The organism is Acetobacter senegalensis (genome assembly GCF_001499615.1).
Lineage (GTDB): Bacteria > Pseudomonadota > Alphaproteobacteria > Acetobacterales > Acetobacteraceae > Acetobacter > Acetobacter senegalensis.
The window spans coordinates 1,854,866-1,874,799 of sequence record NZ_LN606600.1 but is presented as its reverse complement, the minus strand read 5'-3'; the positions used below and the strand labels follow the sequence as shown (position 1 = coordinate 1,874,799).

At 58.5% G+C, this 19,934-nt stretch carries 18 protein-coding genes and 1 pseudogene; 10 read left to right on the top strand and 9 right to left on the bottom strand.

Annotated elements, in window-relative coordinates:
• Positions 1-9: 9 nt before the first annotated feature.
• Genes ASN_RS08490 through trpB form a run of 3 tightly spaced genes read right to left on the bottom strand, consistent with a single transcriptional unit; the run spans position 10 to position 3,366 of the window.
• Positions 10-1,254 carry a TIGR03862 family flavoprotein gene (locus ASN_RS08490; RefSeq protein WP_058989243.1) on the bottom strand — a complete coding sequence of 415 codons (1,245 nt, stop codon included), beginning with the start codon at positions 1,252-1,254 and terminating at the stop codon, positions 10-12.
• A 28-nt stretch (positions 1,255-1,282) separates the two neighbouring features.
• A complete protein-coding gene (gene trpA, locus ASN_RS08485) occupies positions 1,283-2,125 on the bottom strand; it encodes a tryptophan synthase subunit alpha (protein ID WP_058987898.1) in 843 nt (280 codons plus the stop codon).
• The gene (trpB, locus tag ASN_RS08480) at positions 2,122-3,366 is read right to left on the bottom strand and encodes a tryptophan synthase subunit beta (protein ID WP_006557877.1); all 1,245 of its coding nucleotides are present in this window, start codon (positions 3,364-3,366) and stop codon (positions 2,122-2,124) included. The genes trpA and trpB overlap by 4 nt, the downstream gene beginning before the upstream one ends.
• Positions 3,367-3,616: 250 nt before the next feature.
• Between trpB and ASN_RS08475 the strand changes: the two genes are divergently transcribed.
• The 3 genes from ASN_RS08475 (at position 3,617) to rho (ending at position 6,883) form a co-directional block, all read left to right on the top strand.
• The gene (locus tag ASN_RS08475) at positions 3,617-4,795 is read left to right on the top strand and encodes a magnesium transporter CorA family protein (RefSeq protein WP_231948450.1); all 1,179 of its coding nucleotides are present in this window, start codon (positions 3,617-3,619) and stop codon (positions 4,793-4,795) included.
• Positions 4,792-5,343 (top strand): hypothetical protein, encoded by a 552-nt coding sequence (locus ASN_RS08470; protein ID WP_058987897.1) that lies wholly within the window; start codon positions 4,792-4,794, stop codon positions 5,341-5,343. The genes ASN_RS08475 and ASN_RS08470 overlap by 4 nt, the downstream gene beginning before the upstream one ends.
• Positions 5,344-5,587: 244 nt before the next feature.
• A complete protein-coding gene (rho, locus tag ASN_RS08465) occupies positions 5,588-6,883 on the top strand; it encodes a transcription termination factor Rho (protein WP_006557874.1) in 1,296 nt (431 codons plus the stop codon).
• A gap of 73 nt (positions 6,884-6,956) precedes the next feature.
• On the opposite strand, the gene ASN_RS08460 is transcribed toward rho, so the two are convergent.
• Entirely contained in the window at positions 6,957-7,241 is a 285-nt protein-coding gene (locus ASN_RS08460) for a sulfurtransferase TusA family protein (RefSeq protein WP_082666626.1), read from the bottom strand.
• Positions 7,242-7,463: 222 nt separating this feature from the next.
• Here ASN_RS08460 and ASN_RS08455 point away from each other — a divergent pair, with 222 nt between their 5' ends.
• The 4 genes and pseudogenes from ASN_RS08455 to ASN_RS20460 form a co-directional block, all read left to right on the top strand.
• Positions 7,464-7,889: a Fur family transcriptional regulator gene (locus ASN_RS08455; protein WP_152834744.1), complete on the top strand. Its 426-nt coding sequence runs from the start codon at positions 7,464-7,466 to the stop codon at positions 7,887-7,889.
• Positions 7,886-8,737 carry a GNAT family N-acetyltransferase gene (locus tag ASN_RS08450; protein WP_006557870.1) on the top strand — a complete coding sequence of 284 codons (852 nt, stop codon included), beginning with the start codon at positions 7,886-7,888 and terminating at the stop codon, positions 8,735-8,737. The genes ASN_RS08455 and ASN_RS08450 overlap by 4 nt, the downstream gene beginning before the upstream one ends.
• 65 nt (positions 8,738-8,802) lie before the next feature.
• Positions 8,803-10,443, top strand: coding sequence for an apolipoprotein N-acyltransferase (gene lnt, locus ASN_RS08445; protein ID WP_058987895.1), 1,641 nt, complete (start codon positions 8,803-8,805; stop codon positions 10,441-10,443).
• A 34-nt stretch (positions 10,444-10,477) separates the two neighbouring features.
• A pseudogene (locus ASN_RS20460) lies at positions 10,478-10,696 on the top strand (helix-turn-helix domain-containing protein); the annotation flags it as partial.
• 382 nt (positions 10,697-11,078) lie between these two features.
• Here ASN_RS20460 and ASN_RS08435 read toward each other — a convergent pair.
• A complete protein-coding gene (locus tag ASN_RS08435; RefSeq protein ID WP_058987893.1) occupies positions 11,079-11,858 on the bottom strand; it encodes a DUF2076 domain-containing protein in 780 nt (259 codons plus the stop codon).
• Between the two features lie 177 nt (positions 11,859-12,035).
• Between ASN_RS08435 and ASN_RS08430 the strand changes: the two genes are divergently transcribed.
• The 3 genes from ASN_RS08430 (at position 12,036) to ASN_RS08420 (ending at position 16,190) form a co-directional block, all read left to right on the top strand.
• A complete protein-coding gene (locus tag ASN_RS08430) occupies positions 12,036-13,001 on the top strand; it encodes a glycine--tRNA ligase subunit alpha (protein WP_392388294.1) in 966 nt (321 codons plus the stop codon).
• A gap of 4 nt (positions 13,002-13,005) precedes the next feature.
• On the top strand, positions 13,006-15,066 hold the full coding sequence (gene glyS / locus ASN_RS08425) for a glycine--tRNA ligase subunit beta (RefSeq protein WP_058987892.1): 2,061 nt from the start codon (positions 13,006-13,008) through the stop codon (positions 15,064-15,066).
• Positions 15,067-15,227: 161 nt separating this feature from the next.
• Positions 15,228-16,190: a DMT family transporter gene (locus tag ASN_RS08420; RefSeq protein ID WP_058987891.1), complete on the top strand. Its 963-nt coding sequence runs from the start codon at positions 15,228-15,230 to the stop codon at positions 16,188-16,190.
• 179 nt (positions 16,191-16,369) lie between these two features.
• Here ASN_RS08420 and ASN_RS18685 read toward each other — a convergent pair whose 3' ends face one another.
• The 4 genes from ASN_RS18685 to trmB form a co-directional block, all read right to left on the bottom strand.
• Positions 16,370-16,534: a DUF1328 domain-containing protein gene (locus ASN_RS18685; protein ID WP_006557861.1), complete on the bottom strand. Its 165-nt coding sequence runs from the start codon at positions 16,532-16,534 to the stop codon at positions 16,370-16,372.
• 133 nt (positions 16,535-16,667) lie between these two features.
• The gene (locus tag ASN_RS08415) at positions 16,668-17,420 is read right to left on the bottom strand and encodes a hypothetical protein (protein ID WP_058989240.1); all 753 of its coding nucleotides are present in this window, start codon (positions 17,418-17,420) and stop codon (positions 16,668-16,670) included.
• A 118-nt stretch (positions 17,421-17,538) separates the two neighbouring features.
• Positions 17,539-19,116 carry a bifunctional phosphoribosylaminoimidazolecarboxamide formyltransferase/IMP cyclohydrolase gene (gene purH, locus ASN_RS08410; RefSeq protein WP_058987890.1) on the bottom strand — a complete coding sequence of 526 codons (1,578 nt, stop codon included), beginning with the start codon at positions 19,114-19,116 and terminating at the stop codon, positions 17,539-17,541.
• Between the two features lie 94 nt (positions 19,117-19,210).
• Positions 19,211-19,924, bottom strand: a complete 714-nt coding sequence (gene trmB / locus ASN_RS08405; protein WP_058987889.1) for a tRNA (guanine(46)-N(7))-methyltransferase TrmB — start codon at positions 19,922-19,924, stop codon at positions 19,211-19,213.
• Between the last annotated feature and the right edge of the window lie 10 nt (positions 19,925-19,934).

Here is a 19,934-nt window from a genome sequence, read left to right as displayed (position 1 = left end):
CCGATACCGTCAGGAACGGGTTTCCCGCAACCATTGCAATGCACCCTTTGCGGCAGCGCGCCCCGTAGCAAGACAGGCATGCAGCAGATAACCGCCGGTTGGAGCTTCCCAATCCAGCATTTCGCCTGCAACAAAAACACCCAGTTTGGCGTGAAGCATGAAATTTGCCTCACACGCGGCCTGAGCCACACCCCCAGCCGAGGAAATAGCCCGTTCAATAGACTCGGGCCCAGTGAGGAGAACGGGAAGTGCCTTGAGCCGCTCCGCCAGCGCCTGAGGGGTGACGGGAACCTCACCCTCCTCACGCAGTAACGCCGCGACCACGGGCGGCAAACGCAACGCCTTGCGCAAACGGTTGGACAAACTCTCGCGCGGGCGCACTTTGGCCAGTCGGCTCGCCAGAGTCGCGACACTCAGATCAGGCCGTAGATCAAGAAGCAGTTCTGCCTGCCCATGCTGGGAGATGTGGTTCCGCAGCACGCCAGACAGCGCATAAAGCGCGCCGCCTTCCAAGCCAGTGGCCGTCACGACCACCTCCCCACGCACGGTATGGTCACCAAACCGCAGGGCCACAGGCTTGAGCGGCGTTCCAGCAAAACGGTCCCGCATGACCGCGGACCAGTTGGTACGAAATCCGCAATTGGCTGGCTGCAAGGGCACCACGGTCGCACCCTGCGCCTGCAATGCTGGAACCCATGCGCCGTTGCTGCCCAACCGGGGCCAGCTTGCGCCACCCGTAGCCAACATCACGGCATCCGCTCGGCAGGGTTCTACAAGGTCAGGCGGCAGATCAGAGCGCCCTTGTGCCGGTGTAAAACTCAGCCTTCCGGTTGTGGCATCCCAGCCGGTCCAGTCCACGCGGGTATGAAACTGCACGCCCTGCTGCTGCAAACGGGCAAGCCACGCCCGCAGAAGCGGAGAGGCTTTCATGCTTTTGGGAAAAACACGCCCGGAGGAACCGATGAAGCTTTCCTGCCCCAGTGCGCTCATCCAATGGCGGATATCATCCGTTGTCCATGCTGCCAGTGCCGGGGCAAGCCACGGGGCTGCCGCACCATAACGCGCCAGCAGCTTTTCCTGCGCTTCAGAATGGCTGATATTCAACCCGCCCCGCCCGGCCATAAGGAATTTACGGCCGAGGCTGGGCATGCGTTCCACAACATGAACCACACACCCGGCATCAGACAGCACTTCAGCGGCGGCCAGACCGGCTGGGCCGCCCCCAATAACGAAAACCCGATACGGTGTGCTCATCCGTTCAGGGCTGAACTGCGCAGGGTCATCAGGCGGTTTGGTCCGCAGCGGGAACACCGGCGCGCACGGCAGCAGCCAGATCGCGGATCTGCTCCAGCACGCGCGGCAGGGTTTCCGCTGTGGCTTTGCCATCCGCATCCAGCGTTTCAGCCAGAGTTGCCAGCAGGACAGAAGCGACAACCGCGCCATCTGCGATACTGGCCGCCGTTGCTGCCTGTTCCGGAGAGCGAATACCAAACCCGATGGCGACTGGCAGATCTGTTGCCGCACGCAGACGTGGCAAGGCTTCTTTCAGATCATGCTTGCTTGCCGTGCGGGTGCCCGTAATGCCAGTGATGCTGACGTAATAGACAAAGCCAGAGGCATGGGAGAGCACGTAGCGCAAACGCTCATCAGACGTGGTGGGCGCCACCAGCCGGATAATGTCCAGCCCCGCTTCCTCGGCAGGTTTTTCAATCACATCCGCTTCTTCGGGCGGCAGATCGACAATAATCAACCCATCCACACCAGCTTTGGCGGCGTCTGTGCAGAACCGGTCGTACCCGTAGGCTTCAATCGGGTTGAGGTAGCCCATCAGGATGACGGGCGTTTCCGCATTCTCCTTGCGGAATTCCGCCACCATGGCCAGCACGCCCGGCAATGTGGCTCCTGCCTTCAGTCCCCGGCGTGCTGCCGCCTGAATAACCGGCCCATCTGCTGACGGATCGGAAAACGGCATACCAACTTCAATCAGGTCCGCCCCAGCGGCAGGCATGGCCTTGAGCAGCGCCAGAGACGTTTCAAGATCCGGATCATACGCTTCCAGATACGGGATGAGCGCGCCGCGCCCTTCGGCGGCCAGAGATTTAAAACGGGCGGCGATGCGGCTCACAGTTTCACTCCCAGATGTTCGGCTACGGTGAAGATGTCCTTGTCTCCCCGGCCGGAAATATTCACAACCAACAGCGTGTCCTTGGGCAGGGTGGGTGCAATCTTGGCTGCATAGGCAATGGCGTGGGCGGATTCCAGCGCGGGAATAATGCCCTCCGTGCGGGTGCAAAGCTGGAAGGCATCCAGTGCTTCCGTGTCCGTCGCGCCCACATATTCCGCACGACCGATGTCACTCAGCCAGGAATGTTCCGGCCCAACCCCCGGATAATCCAGCCCGGCACTAATGGAGTGCGCCTCATCAATCTGGCCATCTGCATTTTGCAGCAGGTAGGTGCGGTTGCCATGCAGAACGCCGGGGCGGCCACGCTCAATGGAGGCCGCAGTCTTGCCGCTATCCAGCCCACACCCAGCGGCTTCCACGCCGATCAGCCTTACGGAAGAATCATCAAGGAACGGATGGAAAATGCCCATGGCGTTGGAACCACCGCCAATGGCCGCCACCACCACATCTGGCAGACGCCCTTCTGCGGCCTGCATCTGCTCCTTGGTTTCTTCCCCGATCACGCTCTGGAAATCACGCACCATGGCGGGGTACGGATGCGGCCCAGCCACCGTGCCCACCAGAAAATACGTATCCGCAACGTTGGCCACCCAGTCCCGCATGGCTTCGTTCATGGCATCTTTCAGCGTGCCGGCACCTGCCGTAACAGGCACCACTTCCGCACCAAGCAGCCGCATACGGAACACGTTGGGAGACTGACGTTCAACGTCTGTCGCACCCATGTAGATCACGCATTTCATGCCAAACAGCGCGCAGACGGTGGCCGTGGCCACGCCATGCTGGCCTGCCCCGGTCTCTGCCACAATGCGGGTGCGACCCATGCGGCGCGCCAGTAAAATCTGGCCCATCACGTTGTTCAGCTTGTGGGAACCTGTGTGGTTCAGTTCCTCACGCTTCATGTAAATCTTCGCGCCGCCCAATTCTTCCGTCATGCGGCGGGCGAACCAAAGCGGGCTGGGCCGCCCCACATAATCCCGCAGGTAGAAATCAAGTTCTTTCTGGAAAGAGGGATCAGCCTTGGCGGCGTTATAGGCCTGCTCCAGCTCCAGCACGAGCGGCATCAGCGTTTCCGCCACAAAGCGCCCGCCATACCAGCCACCAAAATGCCCACGCTCATCCGGTCCATGCCGGAGGGAATTGGCCTGATTTGCTGTTATGCCGTGTTCTACCGGGTCCGCCATTGCTGGTTCTACCGCTCCTGTGCCGCGTTATGCCGGGGCCACCCATGGCCACCTGGCAGTGTTCTGGCTTACCAGAAGCCATTGCAGCTTGCACAGCCCCCGCATGCGCAAAGCGCCATACCCTTGCCAGCCGGATGCAGACACGGGCATATCCCTCAATAGTCTTGTGGGCGCGGCACCCCGCCCGGTTCCACACCCGCACGGCCCGCAGGCTTGATGTGAATGCTGCTAGAATTTCAGGGAGATTTGCATGTTCCTGGCCCACAGGCCCGGCATGCCCGCCCGGGCGGTCGAAAACGAGGCAGACGCCCATGGCGTAACATGGCTTGATCTGCTGAACCCCACCCCACAGGAACAGGCTCTGGCCACCGCCCTGTGCGGCCAGCCCATTCCCACATTTGATGATCTGAATGAAATTGAAAGCTCATCCCGCATAAGTGTCCGCAACGGGGCGGCTTTTCTGTCCACCCCCCTGCTCAAAAAAATTGGCACCGAGTTTCAGACCTCGCCCGTCGGGTTCATTCTTACAGCGGAGCGGCTGATCACCATCCGCTTTCAGGCCTATCCCTCATTTGAAGCCGTAGCGCAGATGGTGGCCGATCACGCTGCCCCTCCCGAACATCGTGCTCCCGAGTCCCTGCCCGAGACCACCATGGCGCTTCCCCCCGGCCATATGGCTGAATCCCCCACGCCTGCGGCCGTTGTTGCTCCCCGGGCAGAAATCACACTCGGTAGTGGTGAAGTGCTGGTGGCCCTTATTGAAACCATTGTGGACCGCTTGGCCGATATTTTGGAAAGTGTGGGCAATCTGCTGGACAAACTCTCGCACGATATTTTCCGACGCCAGCGTGAACAGCCACCTTTGCGCAACGTTGCCGCATGGCAGCGGGATCTTTTGCAACGCGTTGGCAGTTCAGGTGATTTATGCTCCCGCATGCGGGATACACTGCTTGGGCTAGAGCGCATCACCATTTTTCTGGGAGAAAGCAAAAAGGACGGCGCAGCACCAGCCTCCGGCTTTCCGCTGACAACACGCCGATTTGAAGCGGGCGTAACCACCCTGCCAACGGAAAACGCGCCCTATGCACTCTCCGGCATGTTGCGCACCCGCATGACAACCGCCAACCGGGATCTTTCATCCCTTACGGATTATGTTTCACAAGCCGCAGGCAAGGTAGAGTTTCTGCTGGACGCCACATTGGGCTTTATCAGCATTGAACAGAACGGCGTAATGAAAGTTCTGACTGTTGTCAGCTTCATTGGCGTGGCCCCGACCCTGATCGCCGGGGTTTATGGAATGAACTTCAAGGATATTCCTGAACTCGATTGGCGCTTTGGCTACTGGTATTCTCTGGGGCTTATGGCGGCCTCAGTCATTCTTCCACTTCTCTGGTTCTGGCGCAAAGGCTGGCTAGGAGGCATCAAATGAACCGTTCCCTGTTTTCATTCCGCCCGGGTTTTGCGCTGGGCGCTGCCGTTGCCCTGCTACTTTCAGTCCCGGGAGTGACCACACCAGGACGGGCTGCCTCCTCTGCTGCTCCGCAGGAAAATTATCAGGCGTTTTTCAACCAGATGGCGGCAGAGCCCCTCCGTTATGGTGGTCTTTCCTCGCATGGTGATACGCGCATTCTGCTTGGCATGCACCAGACGCAGGGTGGTGGGCTGGAAGGGGAAATGATGCGGCTGGATTCCAGCATGCGCCCGCTGGTTGCCGGTCGCCTGAAAGGGCATATCAGCGCCACGGCCCTGAGCCAGACCTCCCGCTGCACGTTCAGCATCGCCCTGCCCCACCGCACATTGACACTGGATGGCCCCTGTTCCGAGGCCCAGATGTCTGGCGCGCTAACCAACCACCCTCGCCCGACGCAGCTGTGGTCTCAGGTCACGCAGTTCATCTCACCTGATACGTCCATTTCCGAATACTGGCTGACACGTTCGGCATGGCAGGCCGCAACCACATCAGCCACCGCCCGCTGAAAACGGCCCGCCGCGCCATGTTGCAACACGCGGATGGTTGACGAACGGGCCGGTTCCCACTATCTTCCCGGCCCAGACACTGGCTGACTTCACCTGTCCAGTGGCCCTCCTCCCTAAGTCAGGACCATCCTGCGTCGGCACGCTGGCGTAACACGCTGTTGTTATGCACCGGCACCTCCGATGGCAGGCTTTTCCCGGTCCAGACCTTCCCCTTCTGAACTATTGCCAGTCAGGGCATTCCTAGATGCATCTTGCGGAACTCAAGGCCAAATCACCGGCCGATCTTTTAGCCTGCGCCGAAGACCTGAATATCGAAAACGCATCGTCTCTGCGCAAACAGGACATGATGTTCGCCATCCTGAAAGCCTTGGCCGATAACGACCAGGCCATATACGGCGACGGCACGCTCGAGATCCTGCATGACGGGTTCGGTTATCTCCGCTCCCCCGAATCAAACTACCTTCCCGGCCCGGATGACATTTACATCTCCCCCACCCAGGTGCGCCGCTTCGGCCTGCGGACAGGGGATACGGTTGAAGGCCAGATCCGCGCCCCACGTGATGGCGAGCGCTATTTCTCTCTTCTGAAAATCAACAGCATCAATTTTGAACCGCCGGAGGCCGTACGCCACCGCATCAATTTTGATAACCTGACCCCGCTTTACCCTGAGCGCCGCCTCCAGATGGAAGTGGAAAACCAGGCTCCGGCCGTAAGCGAAACCAAGGGTAAAAAAGGCAAGAGCACGCAGGATTTCACGCCGCGCGTGATTGATCTTGTTGCCCCCATCGGCATGGGCCAGCGCGCCCTGATTGTGGCGCCGCCGCGTACCGGTAAAACGGTCATGCTGCAGAGCATTGCCTCCTCCATCAGCGCCAACCATCCGGAATGCTTCCTGATTGTGCTGCTGATTGACGAACGTCCGGAAGAAGTGACCGACATGGCCCGCTCTGTGCGGGGTGAAGTGATTTCTTCCACCTTTGACGAACCAGCCCACCGCCATGTGCAGGTCACGGAAATGGTGCTGGAAAAGGCCAAGCGTCTGGTGGAACACAAGCGCGATGTTGTGATCCTGCTGGATTCCATCACGCGTCTGGCCCGTGCCTACAACACCGTTGTGCCATCATCCGGCAAGGTGCTGACCGGTGGTGTGGACGCCAATGCGCTGCAGCGGCCCAAGCGCTTCTTTGGTGCAGCCCGTAACATTGAAGAAGGTGGGTCACTCACCATCATCGCTACGGCGCTGATTGATACCGGCAGCCGCATGGATGAAGTGATCTTTGAAGAATTCAAAGGCACCGGCAACTCCGAACTGATCCTTGACCGCAAGCTGGCTGACAAGCGCACCTTCCCGGCCATTGACATCACCAAGAGCGGCACCCGTAAGGAAGAAATGCTGGTTGACCGCGCCACCCTGTCCAAAATGTGGGTACTGCGCCGTATTCTGGCACCCATGGGCACTATGGACGCCATGGACTTCCTGCTGGACAAGCTGAAATACAGCAAATCCAACAATGACTTCTTTGAAGCCATGAACAACTGACCATGCGCAGGCGGAAGGGGGCCATGTTTCCCTTCTGCCTGCATCAAGGCCAGCCTGAGTGCTGGCAGTGGTCTCAGGCGGTCTTCGGGCCGCCTTTTTTCTGGATGGTCAGAACCACGCTGCCATCCGCTTCTTCCTCTTCAGAAAGAATAAGATGCCCAAGCGCCCGCACGGACCGGCTGACATTCCTGCGCGGCTCCTCCCCTTCCAGCCTGACAGCCAACAAGCTACCAGGAGGCAACCCATCCAGCGCCAGACGGGTTCTGACAAAGGTCATGGGGCACTTCTCTGCCGTGATATCCAACATCATGGCACTTGGACTGGCCCCATCCTGATGGTCGAAAAGGGCATTATGCATTGTTTTGAAACTCCTCAGGCCCACAGCAGGGGCGGGAAACTTTCTTCCTGACCGCAGCATAGAAAACCTGTAGGTCTGTGTAAAATTGGACAAACCCCTTCCATTTCGGCTACCTGATACAAGAATGAATGCAGGTGGTAATAAGCAGGATTTGCGCCCTTGAAGTCTCAGTCGGCAGAAGAATCGCGAATCGCGCAGCTCTGTGTGGAACATGGCCTGAAAATGACTGGGCAGCGTCGCGTTATTGCGCGCGTTCTGTCAGACGCAGATGATCATCCAGATGTGGAAGAACTCTATCGCCGGGCCTCGGCGCTGGATTCCCGTATCTCCGTTGCCACCGTCTATCGTACGGTCCGGCTACTGGAAGAAAAAGGGATTCTGGAGCGCCGGGATTTTGGCGGAGGTCGCGCCCGTTATGAAGCAACGGAAGGCGGTCGCCACCATTATCACCTTATTGACGTTGATAACGGCAAGGTGATCGAGTTTGAAGACCCTGAGCATGAGGAACTGATGCGCCGGGTTGCGGAACGGCTTGGATTCGATTTTGTATCCATGCGGCTTGAGCTGTTTGGCAAAAAGCGCCCACAGCCCGTCAAGGAAACCAAAGCTCCGGCCCGCGCCCGCAAGAAGAAGGAAGCAGGCTCATGAGTGCGGCCCAGCAGCCTCCGGCCGGTTCCCTCTCCACCCTTGATCTGGAACGCAATGGCTTTCCGGAACTGCGAGGGGGAAATCTGAGTGTGCGCATTGCCGCCACGGAAGCGGAACGCGATGCCGCGCAGGCCCTTCGCTACCGTGTGTTTTATGAGGAAATGGGGGCCCATCCCAGCCCGGAAACCCTCCGCCTGAAGCGCGATATTGATGAGTTTGACGAGGTTGCAGACCATCTGCTGGTGATTGATAACGCCATTGCCTCGGATGCCCGCGGCGTGGTGGGCACGTACCGCCTTGTGCAGAGCGATGCCGCCGCCAAAATCGGCCATTTCTACTCTTCCAGCGAATATGACATTTCCGCCCTGACGGAATTTCCGGGGCGTCTGCTGGAAGTTGGTCGGTCCTGCGTGGATAAAAACTACCGCGGTCGGGCCGCCATGCAGTTGTTATGGCGGGGTATTGCCTCCTACATCTTCCTGCACCGGATTGATGTGTTGTTTGGCTGCGCAAGCCTGCCTGGCACCAACCCGGATGATCTGGCGGATGAACTGACCTATCTTTATCATAATCATCTTGCGCCCCCGGCCTTGCGCGTAAAGGCCCTGCCGGAACGCAAGGTGGAGATGCTGCGGGTTGATCCGCACGCTCTTGATTACCGGAAATGTCTGGCGCGCCTGCCTCCTCTTATCAAAGGCTATCTCCGCCTTGGGGGCTATGTGGGGGATGGCGCGGTGATTGACCCACAGTTCAACACAACCGATGTTGCTGTTCTGGTGAAAAGTGAACTGATGGCTGATAAATACTATCGCCATTACGAACGCCGCCTGCGTGATGCACTGGACTGAGAGAGCCCCGCCTCTCTCTTGTCTCCATTTTTTGAGTTCTCTGCCAGCATGGGCCTGATCCTGTTGTGAAACGCCCTGCTTTTTTCCGCGCCTCTTCTTCTGAAAAGCGCCGTTCTGCTCTACGCCGGGCGGCACTCATGCTTGGCATCGGGGCTTTGACGGCCCTTGCCCTGCCCCCCGTCCATTTTCTGCCCATCCTGCTTTTTACCTTCCCCATGCTGGGGCGGGTAATCAATCGCGCCACCACGTGGAAAGAAGCCGCATGGGCTGGTGGGCTGTTCGGGTTCGGGCTCTACACCGCCAGCCTTTATTGGCTGGTCAATGCCGTCATGATCCGTGCGGAAGAATTCTGGTGGTTTGTGCCGTTTCCGTCCCTTGGCTGCGCCCTCATCCTCGCCCCCATGACAGCAGCCCCAGCGGCACTGAGCCTACTGGCGCGCCCCGGCCCTCGGCGCATGGTCTTTTTTGCAGGTGCATGGACCCTGTTCGATATGGGCCGCGTGTTTCTGTTCAGCGGATTTCCGTGGAATCCGCTTGGCAGCGCTCTGGCCATACCCGGACGCGTGGGAGATGTGCTGATCCAGCCTGCCGCGTGGATTGGTGTTGATGGCCTCACGCTCCTTCTGGTGCTTGGAGCCTTGTTCTGTGGCGAAGCCTTGCAGGATGCGTGGCGCGCCCGGCAGGGGAAACAGTGCGTGCTGTTGCCTACCCCCACATCCCGCTGGCGCGTTCTGGCACTTGCCGCCTTGATTGTGGGGGGAGGACTCAGCGCAAGCCTGTTCCGACTCCATGCCGTCCACCCATCCGGAGAGAATGGACCCATTGCCGTGATTGTGCAGGGCAATGTGCCGGAAACGGAAAAAGTGGGCCACCAGAACCCACGCGATATTTTTCTGCGCTACCTCAGGCTGACAGCCAGCGGCGTATTACAGGCCCAGAAGCTGAAGCAGACGACACCCGCCCTTGCCTCCAGCCCAATCGTCTTTCTCTGGCCGGAAACATCATTTCCCGGTTATGATCTGTTGCAGGATAGTCCCCGCGCCCGTCAGCTTATCATGGCATGGGGGGCTGGCGCAGAAGCCGGAATTATTGGCGCGCTGAGGCTGGATACAGACAACCGCTACCGTAACTCCGTAATGGCCCTTGCGCCGGATGGCGGCATTGAAGCTGTTTATGACAAAGCACGGCTGGTTCCTTTTGGGGAATATCAGCCTCCGTTCATCCCGCTTCAGATTGTACCGCAGGGCGGAATGGCGGCTGGCCCCGGCCCGCAAACATGGCATCTGCCCAACGTGCCGGGTGTTGGGCCATTGATTTGTTATGAGGTCATTTTCTCAGGTGCGGTCGTGGATGAGAAAGACCGCCCCCGTTGGCTGGCCAATGTGACCAATGATGGGTGGTTTGGAAACAGCGCGGGGCCACGCCAACACCTTTCCTCGGTCAGACTACGGGCTGTAGAAGAAGGTTTACCCGTGGCGCGCGCTGCAAATACAGGTATATCTATTGCCTATGATGGATATGGGCACGAACTGAAACGTATAAATTGGGGAAAAGCTGACATTTTAATTGTGGCTTTACCGCCCGCCTTAAAAAAGACGTTTTTTGCTCAATTTGGCAGAATTCTGCCGCTTATTTTGTGCCTTATCTGTATGTTCTCTGCTTTGATTACTTACCAAAAAGACACAAAAAGCACATTGAAGCGTTAATTATTCCTTTATAATGTCTTAGTATAGGATTTATATGTCGGTCTCTTCATCCGTGAGAGGCACCGTGACACACACTCCATCTCCAGAGGAACCGGTCAGTTCGTCCAGTTCTCCACGCGCTACATCCATGGATACGCATATTGGCAAACGTATCCGCCTCCGTCGCATGCTTCTGGGCTTGTCTCAGGAAAAGCTGGGCGAAGCCGTTGGCATTACATTTCAGCAAATCCAGAAATATGAGCACGGTACCAATCGCGTTGGGGCCTCTCGCCTTTATCAAATTGCCGCCGCACTGGATGTGCCTGTCAGTTTCTTCTTTGATGATCAGGAAAAACCGTCCTTCCCCCAGCGGGCAGAAACGCATTCCTCCCATTATTTCGGGCTGGCGGAAAGAAAAACGCTATTTGAAGGAGCAGCCCCCAGCCGTCCTCTTCCCGGTTTTGCCCAGGACGACATGCCCTTGCTTGCCCGCAAGGAAACACTTGAACTGATCCGCGCTTACTACAGCATTCCAGACGCCACGGTACGCAAACACATGCTGGACCTCATCCGCTCCATGGGGCCGCCAAGGACAAGAAAGAAACAGATCCGTCCTGACACAAAAAAGGGCGGAAGATCCGCCCCTTTCCGGTTGGTCAGAAGTTATCGTCGCCCCAGCCGCCGCCAAAATCTCCGCCGTCGCCGCCCGCATCCTGGCCGCCCCAGTCCGCATTGTTTCCGGCATCAAAATTCGGATCAGCCGTGGTGCCCTGCCCGGCAAACGGATCAGCGGCGTCTCCATAATTATTGATAATGGTTTCGTTCTGCGGCGCGCCCGCACCCCAACCACCATCGCCCATTCCGGCCCCTGCACCGTGATGATCACTGAACAGGCTGGTTAGCGCATTGGCCGCCAGCATCCCGCCGGCAACGCCCGTGGCCGTTGTCAGCGCGGACCCAAGGAACCCGCTGCCCCCGCGCTGGAACATGCCTGGCTGCATGCCATACGGCATCTGTTGATACTGCGGCGGCGGCACGGCACCCGGATTCCCCCCCCAACCGGGAGGAGCCTGCTGCGGCTGGGCCTGCTGAGGACGCTGGCCTCCACCAAAAAGCCCCCCCAGAAAACCACTTGAAGCAGGTTTCTGCTGCTGGGCCTGCTGCAGTTGCTGTTGTGCCTGCTGAAGCTGGAACTGAAGCTGCTGGATACGGTTCTGCGCCTCTACCAGCGCGGCTTCCTGCACAACCGCCATCTGCGTGATCCGATAGCGGGCTTCCGGATATTTCTGGAATTCCTGTGCAATGAAGTTATCTGCTTCCGGGTCGATCGGCGGCAGGTTGGGCCGGGTGCTGGGCACGCTGCCAAAGCCACCCTGTGGCGCACCGCTCACCCGTGCGACAAATTTCGAGATAAGGTCGCGTTCTTCGTTGTTCATCACATACCTTCCTGCCTGACTGCGGGCTGTTTCCATACGAACATAACATTACGCATGCTGCCACGTCACTCTGTTCAAGATGTGGCGCGCGGGCAGGAGCGTTGCAAGAGGGCTGCGGCACGAGTTCACCAGGTTCTCTTCCTGTATGCCGCGCACATCTGTATGGTGTGGCGCATCATGCGCCCGGCTGGTTTACGGCTGGGCGTTTATCTGACTGTACCACGTCATCAAGCCACACTACGGAGTTTCATCCTGACCATGGACCCGGCGTCTCCCAGCCCTACTGAGCGGCCTCTTTCCTTTCAGGATCTGATCCTGACCCTCCATCAGTTCTGGTCCAGGCAGGGATGCGCCATTCTCCAGCCTTATGATCAGGAAATTGGAGCGGGAACGCTCTCCCCGCACACCACATTACGCGCCTTGGGTAGCACACCGTGGAAGGCCGCATATGTACAGCCGTGCCGCCGTCCGTCTGATGGCCGCTATGGGCAGAACCCCAATCGGCTCCAGCATTATTATCAGTATCAGGTTCTACTCAAACCCACGCCGGAAGAGAGCCAGAAACTGCTGCTGGACAGCTACCGCGCCATCGGGATCGACCCTGACAAGCATGATATCCGCTTTGTGGAAGATGATTGGGAAAACCCGACCATCGGCGCATGGGGGCTGGGTTGGGAAGTATGGTGTGATGGGATGGAAGTCACCCAGTTCACGTATTTCCAACAGGTTGGCGGTATTCCCGTTGTGCTCCCTTCCACGGAACTCACCTACGGGTTGGAACGCCTGGCCATGTATGTGCAGGGTGTGGAAAATGTATACGACCTTGATTACAACGGTGCGGGCCTGACTTATGGCGATGTCTTTCTGCGCGCGGAGCAGGATTACTCACGCCACAATTTTGAACTGGCCGATACAGATCTTCTGTTCCGCCATTTTGCTGATGCCGAAAAAGAAAGTGCTGCACTGGCCGAAGCCGGTGTAGCCCAGCCTGCCTATGACCAGTGCCTGAAGGCCAGCCACCTGTTCAACCTGCTGGATGCGCGCGGCGTGATCAGCGTGAGCGAACGTGCGTCCTATATCGGGCGTGTGCGTACACTGGCGAAACTCTGCTGCGAGACCTGGCTGGCTGGCGAGGACAAATAAGATCATGCCTGAACTGCTGATAGAACTGTTTTCTGAAGAAATTCCTGCCCGCATGCAGCAGCAGGCTGGCGAAACGCTGGTTCGGCTGCTGACTGAAGCCCTGGCCCCCCTCAAGCCTGAAGGCCTGAAAGCCTATACCGGGCCACGCCGCATTGCCGCATCCTGCACGCTGGATGCCATGGTGCCGGGCCGCACCCTCTCCGAACGCGGCCCGCGTGAAGGCGCGCCGGACAAGGCGCTGGACGGCTTCACCCGCAAGCATGGTGTCTCCCGCGAGGCCCTGACCCTGCAAAATGGCTTCTGGGTGCTGGAACGCGAGGAACCTGCCCTGAGTGCGCAGGACCATCTGGTTGCAACCTTGCCTGATCTGTTACGGCGTTTTCCATGGCCGAAATCCATGCGATGGGGAGCAGGCAGCAGCTTTACGTGGGTGCGTCCGCTGCGCCGTATCCTGTGCCTGCTGGATGGAAACGTGATTCCTTTCACCTTGGCGCACGGCGATGATAACGGCCACAACCTACAGGCAGGAGACCAGACAGAAGGCCATCGTTTTCTGGCTCCGGGGGCCGTAGCCGTTAGTGGAACAGCCAACTGGCAGGAAACACTGCGTAGCCGGTTTGTCATGGTCAACGCTGCTGAAAGACGCACGGTTATCAGCAAAGGGCTGGCCGAACTGGCCGGAAGCGAAGGCCTTTCCGTTGTGCCTGATGCCGGACTGGTGGATGAAGTGGCCGGACTGGTGGAATGGCCGGTGCCCTTCCTGGGCCGGATTGATGAACAGTTCATGGATCTGCCTGCGGAAGTGATGCAGGTTTCCATGCGCGTGAACCAGCGTTATTTCGCTCTGCGCAACAGTGATGGCACAGCCGCCCCCCGCTTTGCCTTTGTGGCCAATATTGTGCCAACGGATGGCGGCGCGCTTGTTGTGGCAGGAAACGAACGTGTGCTTCGTGCCCGCTTTGCCGATGCCCGCCATTTCTGGGATCTGGACCGCAAGCAGACCCTTCACTCTCGTCTGGTCGCGCTCGATAACATCACGTTCCATGCCAAACTGGGCACGCAGGGGGAACGCACACAACGCATGGTGCGGCTGGCCGGGCTGATAGCGCCCATGGTCGGTGCCTCCAAAGAAGACTGTGAACGTGCAGCGCTGCTGAGCAAAACGGATCTGACAACCGGCATGGTTGGCGAGTTTCCCGAACTGCAAGGCGTGATGGGTGGCTATTACGCCCGTCATGATGGTGAAACACAGGCTGTTTCAACCGCCATCAGTGAACAGTACATGCCGCGCGGCCCCGGAGACACCGTGCCCACAGCGCCGGTTTCCGTTGTACTGGGTCTGGCCGATCGGTTTGATATGCTGACGGCATTTTTCGCGGCTGGTGAAAAACCGTCCGGCTCTGGCGACCCGTTTGGCCTGCGCCGTGCGGCATTGGGCATTATCCGCCTGATCCGTGAAAACACCCTGCGGCTGGATCTGGTTAAGCTCTTTACGCTGGCAGCAGAAGCGCTGCCCGAAGCCTTGCAGAACGCACCTGACCTGGGCTTGTTGCCTCAGTTCATTGCTGAACGGCTGCGCGTGCAACTGCGGTCAGAAGGCGCACGGTATGATTGTCTGGCCGCCATCTCGGTCGGCAATACGGACACAGATATCGTGCGGCTGCTCGCCCGTGCCCAGGCATTGCAGGACATGCTGGAAACGGAGGATGGCAAGAATCTGCTGGCGGCCACCCGTCGCGCCGCCAACATTCTGCGCATTGAAGACAAAAAGGATGGCCCGCACGAAAAAACGCCGGATGCCAGCCTGTACACCCAAACCGAAGAGCGCGATCTGGCCAGCGCACTGGATCACGTCGAACCGGCTGTGGAAAAGGCGTTTGCAGAAGAACGCTTTACCGATGCGATGAAGGAGGCCGCAACACTCCGCGCGCCACTGGACAAGTTCTTTGAGGCCGTGACGGTCAACGCGCCTGAGCCTGAACTACGCCTTAACCGACTGCATCTTCTGGCCCGAGTGGTCCGCATGATGCGCCTGATTGCCGATTTTACCCAGATTGAAGGGTAGTCTTCTTCCCCCGTTGGCACCTGCTGCCAACGGGGGTTTTTCTTGTGACGCCTAACAACAAAGAAAAAGTCACTCGGCTCTCCTGCTCTCCCTGCCCTCAGCCCGCTTTTTCTTTCCTTCTGCCTGATTGACGCTATCTGATTGAGGAAAGTTCTCTTTTCATGACCTCATCCAGAACATTGCTGGCCGGATTGGCCAATGGCGTAATGGCAGGTGCCCTGTGGGGCATTGTTTTTCTTGTCCCTCGGCTCCTGCAGGATTTCAGTCCGCTCCAGATGGCAGCGGGACGCTATATCCTGTACGGTATCCTTTCCTGTGTGATGCTCGCCCCTCGCTGGAAAATGGTCAGCCAGCAGGTCAATCAGGAAGAATGGCGCGCGTTGTTCTGGCTCAGCCTGCTGGGCAATCTTATTTACTACGTGTTTCTGGCCGCCGCCGTCCCGCTGATTGGCGGCCCGGCCACGTCCCTGATTATCGGGTTTTTGCCCATTACTGTGCTACTTTGCGCCTCACGCGATCAGGACAGCATGCCACTCAGGCATGTTGGGGCACCTGTTCTGCTCAGCGTTTTGGGCATTGTGTTGATTGTCTGCGGATCATGGCTTCACACGTCAGCGTCCAGTTCTTCCCCTATGCCTTCCTCGATGTGGGACTATGTGCTGGGTATTCTCTGTGCGGTGGGAGCTCTGGCCGCCTGGACGGCGTATTCTGTCATGAACAGCCGATGGCTTCGGCGGCGGCCCCACATCAGTGGGCATGACTGGTCATTATTGACGGGCGTTATCACTGGGGCACAGGCAATGGCACTCGGCCTTCCTGCTTTTTTCTACCCTGGGTCTGCAGGGTATCCACCCCACGCAGGCATGGACTGGCTCCGCTTCTGGACCATATGCGGTGGTGTGGCGATTTTCTCATCCATCATTGGTAACGGATTCTGGAACAGGGCAGCCCGCCTTCTCCCGCTCTCCCTGAGTGGGCAGATGATCGTGTTCGAAACCCTGTTCGCCCTGCTCTATAGTTTTCTGTGGGAACACCGTTGGCCCACCGGCACCGAAACCTTCGCCATGATCTTTTTGGTTACCGGGGTATTGTGGTGCATGGCCGCACATAGAAAACAGGCCTGAACCTGCCGGAGCTTTATGCCCCCGCAGCCCATCCTGCATCAAAAGCGGTAACCATTGGGTGAAGCAGCCGCATCTGCCCGCTTTCTGCACGTCCTGTATTCGGTCTCAGGCCATAAAAAAAGTGTGGGGCAAAGAGCCACCACACTTTTGTCTCGTCCTATCCGTTCGTGAAAATGCCGTTATGGAGAGCGACCAAAGAAGAAGCTGATCACCAGCAGAACCACAAAGACAAACACCAGAATTTTGGCAATTCCAGCAAAGCTGGACGCCGCGCCGCCAAACCCGAAAACGGAAGCGATCAGCGCCAAAATCAGAAAAACAAGAACCCATCTCAAAATCGCCATCGCGTCTCTCCTCAAGAAAACCGTTGCCCCTGTTCAGAGAAAGCTTCGGCATGCTTATGCTTCTAAGGTTACAACGCGCTAACGGCCTGAAAGTTCTTCAAAAAAGAAACGATAGCAAACTGAAGAGACGGTCTCAGTGCTCTTCTGACCCAGGAATGATATCATACCCTGCACTCCCTGGTGCCGGGCCGGGGGGCGGACCATTGCCAACAGCAATGCCTGTCAACTGGTTGGCAGAAGGCCCGATCTCACGCGCATCAATTGCCGTGCCGAGTTCCCCGCTGCTGCCGGTGCCTACCGCATAAAGGGGCTGACCCGGCTTGAGCCACGCTGCAACACGGCTCGCTTCACGTGCAGAAAGATAGACAACGGAGTGATCTTTCAACACCGCCCCCGTTACCTGCCCATCCAGATTATAGAGGGAGAGCCAGACCTCGCCATGCAGAACAATATCCGGCCCTGCAATCATCTCGGTCGATTGCTGCGGCATGGAGATGAAATTATCCTGCATGCCACGGCCACGCGGGCTGGTAATGCCAAAAGCCCGAATAAGCGGAAGAGTACGCGCCTTCAGCCCGCGGATGGAAACCGTATCGCCCGGTTTTACCAATCCAGCCAGTGTATGCCCCTGCTCCGGCGAGACGAGAACCTGCGTTCCATCTTCCAGCACCAGCCCTGTCACACTGCCATGAGGAGAGGGCAGAAACTGCACCACCTTGCCACTGAACTGCGGCAGACCGGACAGATCATACACACCAACAGCCTGTTGCTCCGTAACGGTCTGATGCGCGGCATATTGTGAGGAAGAGGCATGGTGTGCGGCCGGTGCGGCCACCGCAATGGAAGAAGCCAGCAGCGATGCTGGAAAAGAAAGCAAAAGGCGCATGGGGTCAACCAATGAAACCATCTCCGCCCGGCATCTGAGCGACACCAGACAGAGATATGTGAAACTTTACGCCATTGTTCGACAGGAAAGCCGTTCCGGCAAGAGCCGGAAAAGCGTGTCAGTGGCGGAAATGACGCATACCAGTGAAGACCATGGCAATTCCGGCGGCATCCGCCGCAGCAATCACCTCATCATCCCGAATGGAACCACCAGGCTGAATAACAGCCGTGGCCCCTGCCGCAACAATGGTTTCAAGGCCATCAGCAAACGGGAAAAAGGCATCAGACGCCGCAACTGAACCTTGGGTCAGCGGCGCATCCAAGCCAGCGGCCTTGGCGGCCTCCCCGCTTTTGGACGCCGCAATGCGGGCGGAATCCACGCGGCTCATCTGCCCTGCGCCAATGCCCACAGTTGCGTTGTTTTTGGCGTAGACAATGGCGTTGGACTTCACGTGCTTGGCCACACGGAAGGCAAATTCCAGATCTGCCATTTCCTGTGCGGACGGCGCGCGTTTGGTCACCACACGCAGGGAATCTGGTGTAATGCGGCCGTTATCGCGCGTCTGGGCCAGGAACCCACCCGCCACGGAACGCACAACCACCCCTGCTGCTGCCGGATCAGGCAGAGCGCCCGTTAGCAGCAGACGCAGGTTTTTCTTGCGGGCCAGAACCTCTTTAGCGGCCTCTTCGGCATCCGGGGCAACAATCACTTCGGTAAAGATACCGGCAATCTGTTCCGCCGTTGCGGCATCCAGTGTGCGGTTCAGCGCTACAATTCCCCCAAAGGCGGAAACTGGATCACAGCGCAGGGCACTCTGCCACGCTTCCGTCAGGGAAGAGCCGATAGCCACCCCACACGGGTTGGCATGCTTCACAATGACAACGGCAGGTTTGTCAAATTCCGCCACGGCTTCAAACGCGGCATCCGTATCATTGATGTTGTTGTAGGAAAGCGCCTTGCCCTGCACCTGCACGGCGGTCGCCACGCCGGGGCGCGTACTGCCATCACGGTAGAAAGCAGCCTGCTGGTGTGGGTTTTCACCATAACGCAGCACTTCTGCACGCTGGCCAGCCAGTGTGAAGCGTTCGGGCAGAACCTCATTCGCCTGCTTGGCAAACCACGCAGCAATAGCGGCATCATAGGCCGCAGTCCGCGCATAGGCAGCGCCCGCATAAGCGCGCCGTTGATCCAGCGTGCTGCCACCCTTGTTAAGGGCGTCAATCAGGTCGGCGTACTGGGCCGTATCCGTCAGCACCACAACATGATCATGGTTCTTGGCTGCCGCACGGATCAGGGCCGGGCCGCCAATATCAATATTTTCGATGCAGTCTTCAGCCCCTGCGCCAGAGGCAACCGTCTTTTCAAACGGGTAAAGATTGACCGCCACCAGATCAATCGGGGCAATGCCGTGTTCTTCCATCTGCGCCACATGGGCAGGCAGATCACGCCGGCCAAGAATGCCGCCATGGATCTGGGGCACCAGCGTTTTGACGCGCCCATCCAGAATTTCCGGAAAACCCGTGTGGTCAGAAACTTCCGTAACCGGAAGGCCAGCCTCCCGCAGGGCCTTGGCGGAACCCCCTGTGGAGAGAATTTCCGCCCCGTGCGCCACAAGAGCGCGCCCAAGGTCAAGAAGTCCCGTTTTATCGGAAACAGAAATCAGAGCGCGGCGCACAGGCTGCGGGGACTGGCTCATAAGCGGAGACCTTTCGCACGGCTAAAAGCTGTAAAGCGGCTGCTTACCCAACCTGCCGTGCCAGAGCAACCGTATGCTGAGGCAGGTCAGGCACTCAGCGGCGGGTAAATGTCCAGTAAAGCGGTTGCCGGCCTACGGCGATGGCTTTTGCCTCATACCGCGTAGGGAACCAGCCTTCCGGCCGTTCAGTGGCAGGTGGGGGCGCTTCAAAATAAGGCTGCGCCGCCATCACCTCTTCCACCCATGCCTGATAGGTTGGGTCATCACTGGCAACCCGCCACACAGCACCGGGTTTGAGCACGCGGGCAACCAGTTCAACATTCTGGGGGTGCACAAAACGGCGTTTGGCGTGCCGTGCCTTGGGCCATGGGTCCGGAAACATCAGGAACAGCCGGTCCAGCGAAGCTTCCGGCATGGCCTTCAGCAGTATGCGGGCATCATCATCCCACAAACGCAGCATGTCCGGAATGGGCGCGGTTGCTTCCTGCCCAACCGGCACAAGGCGGGTCAGGAGCGAGCAAAGCCCGTTATCAAAAACTTCTGAGGCAATATAGCCAATATCAGGATGTTCGGTGTGTTGGGCGTAGGAGTGTTCTCCTCCCCCAAAGCCGACTTCAAACCAGATCTGCCGGGGCGGCTTGCCAAAACCGGCAGCCGGTGTGGCTGCCTTATCAAGCGGGAAGCGGAGCCGGGGCAACGCTTCCTCCAGCAGACGTTCCTGACGCGGGCGAAGCGGATGGCCGCGCTGCCGTCCATAGAGTCGCTCAGGGGGCGGCTTTACATCAGGCGCGCGGGCATCGTCCGTCATAGGTAGCGTC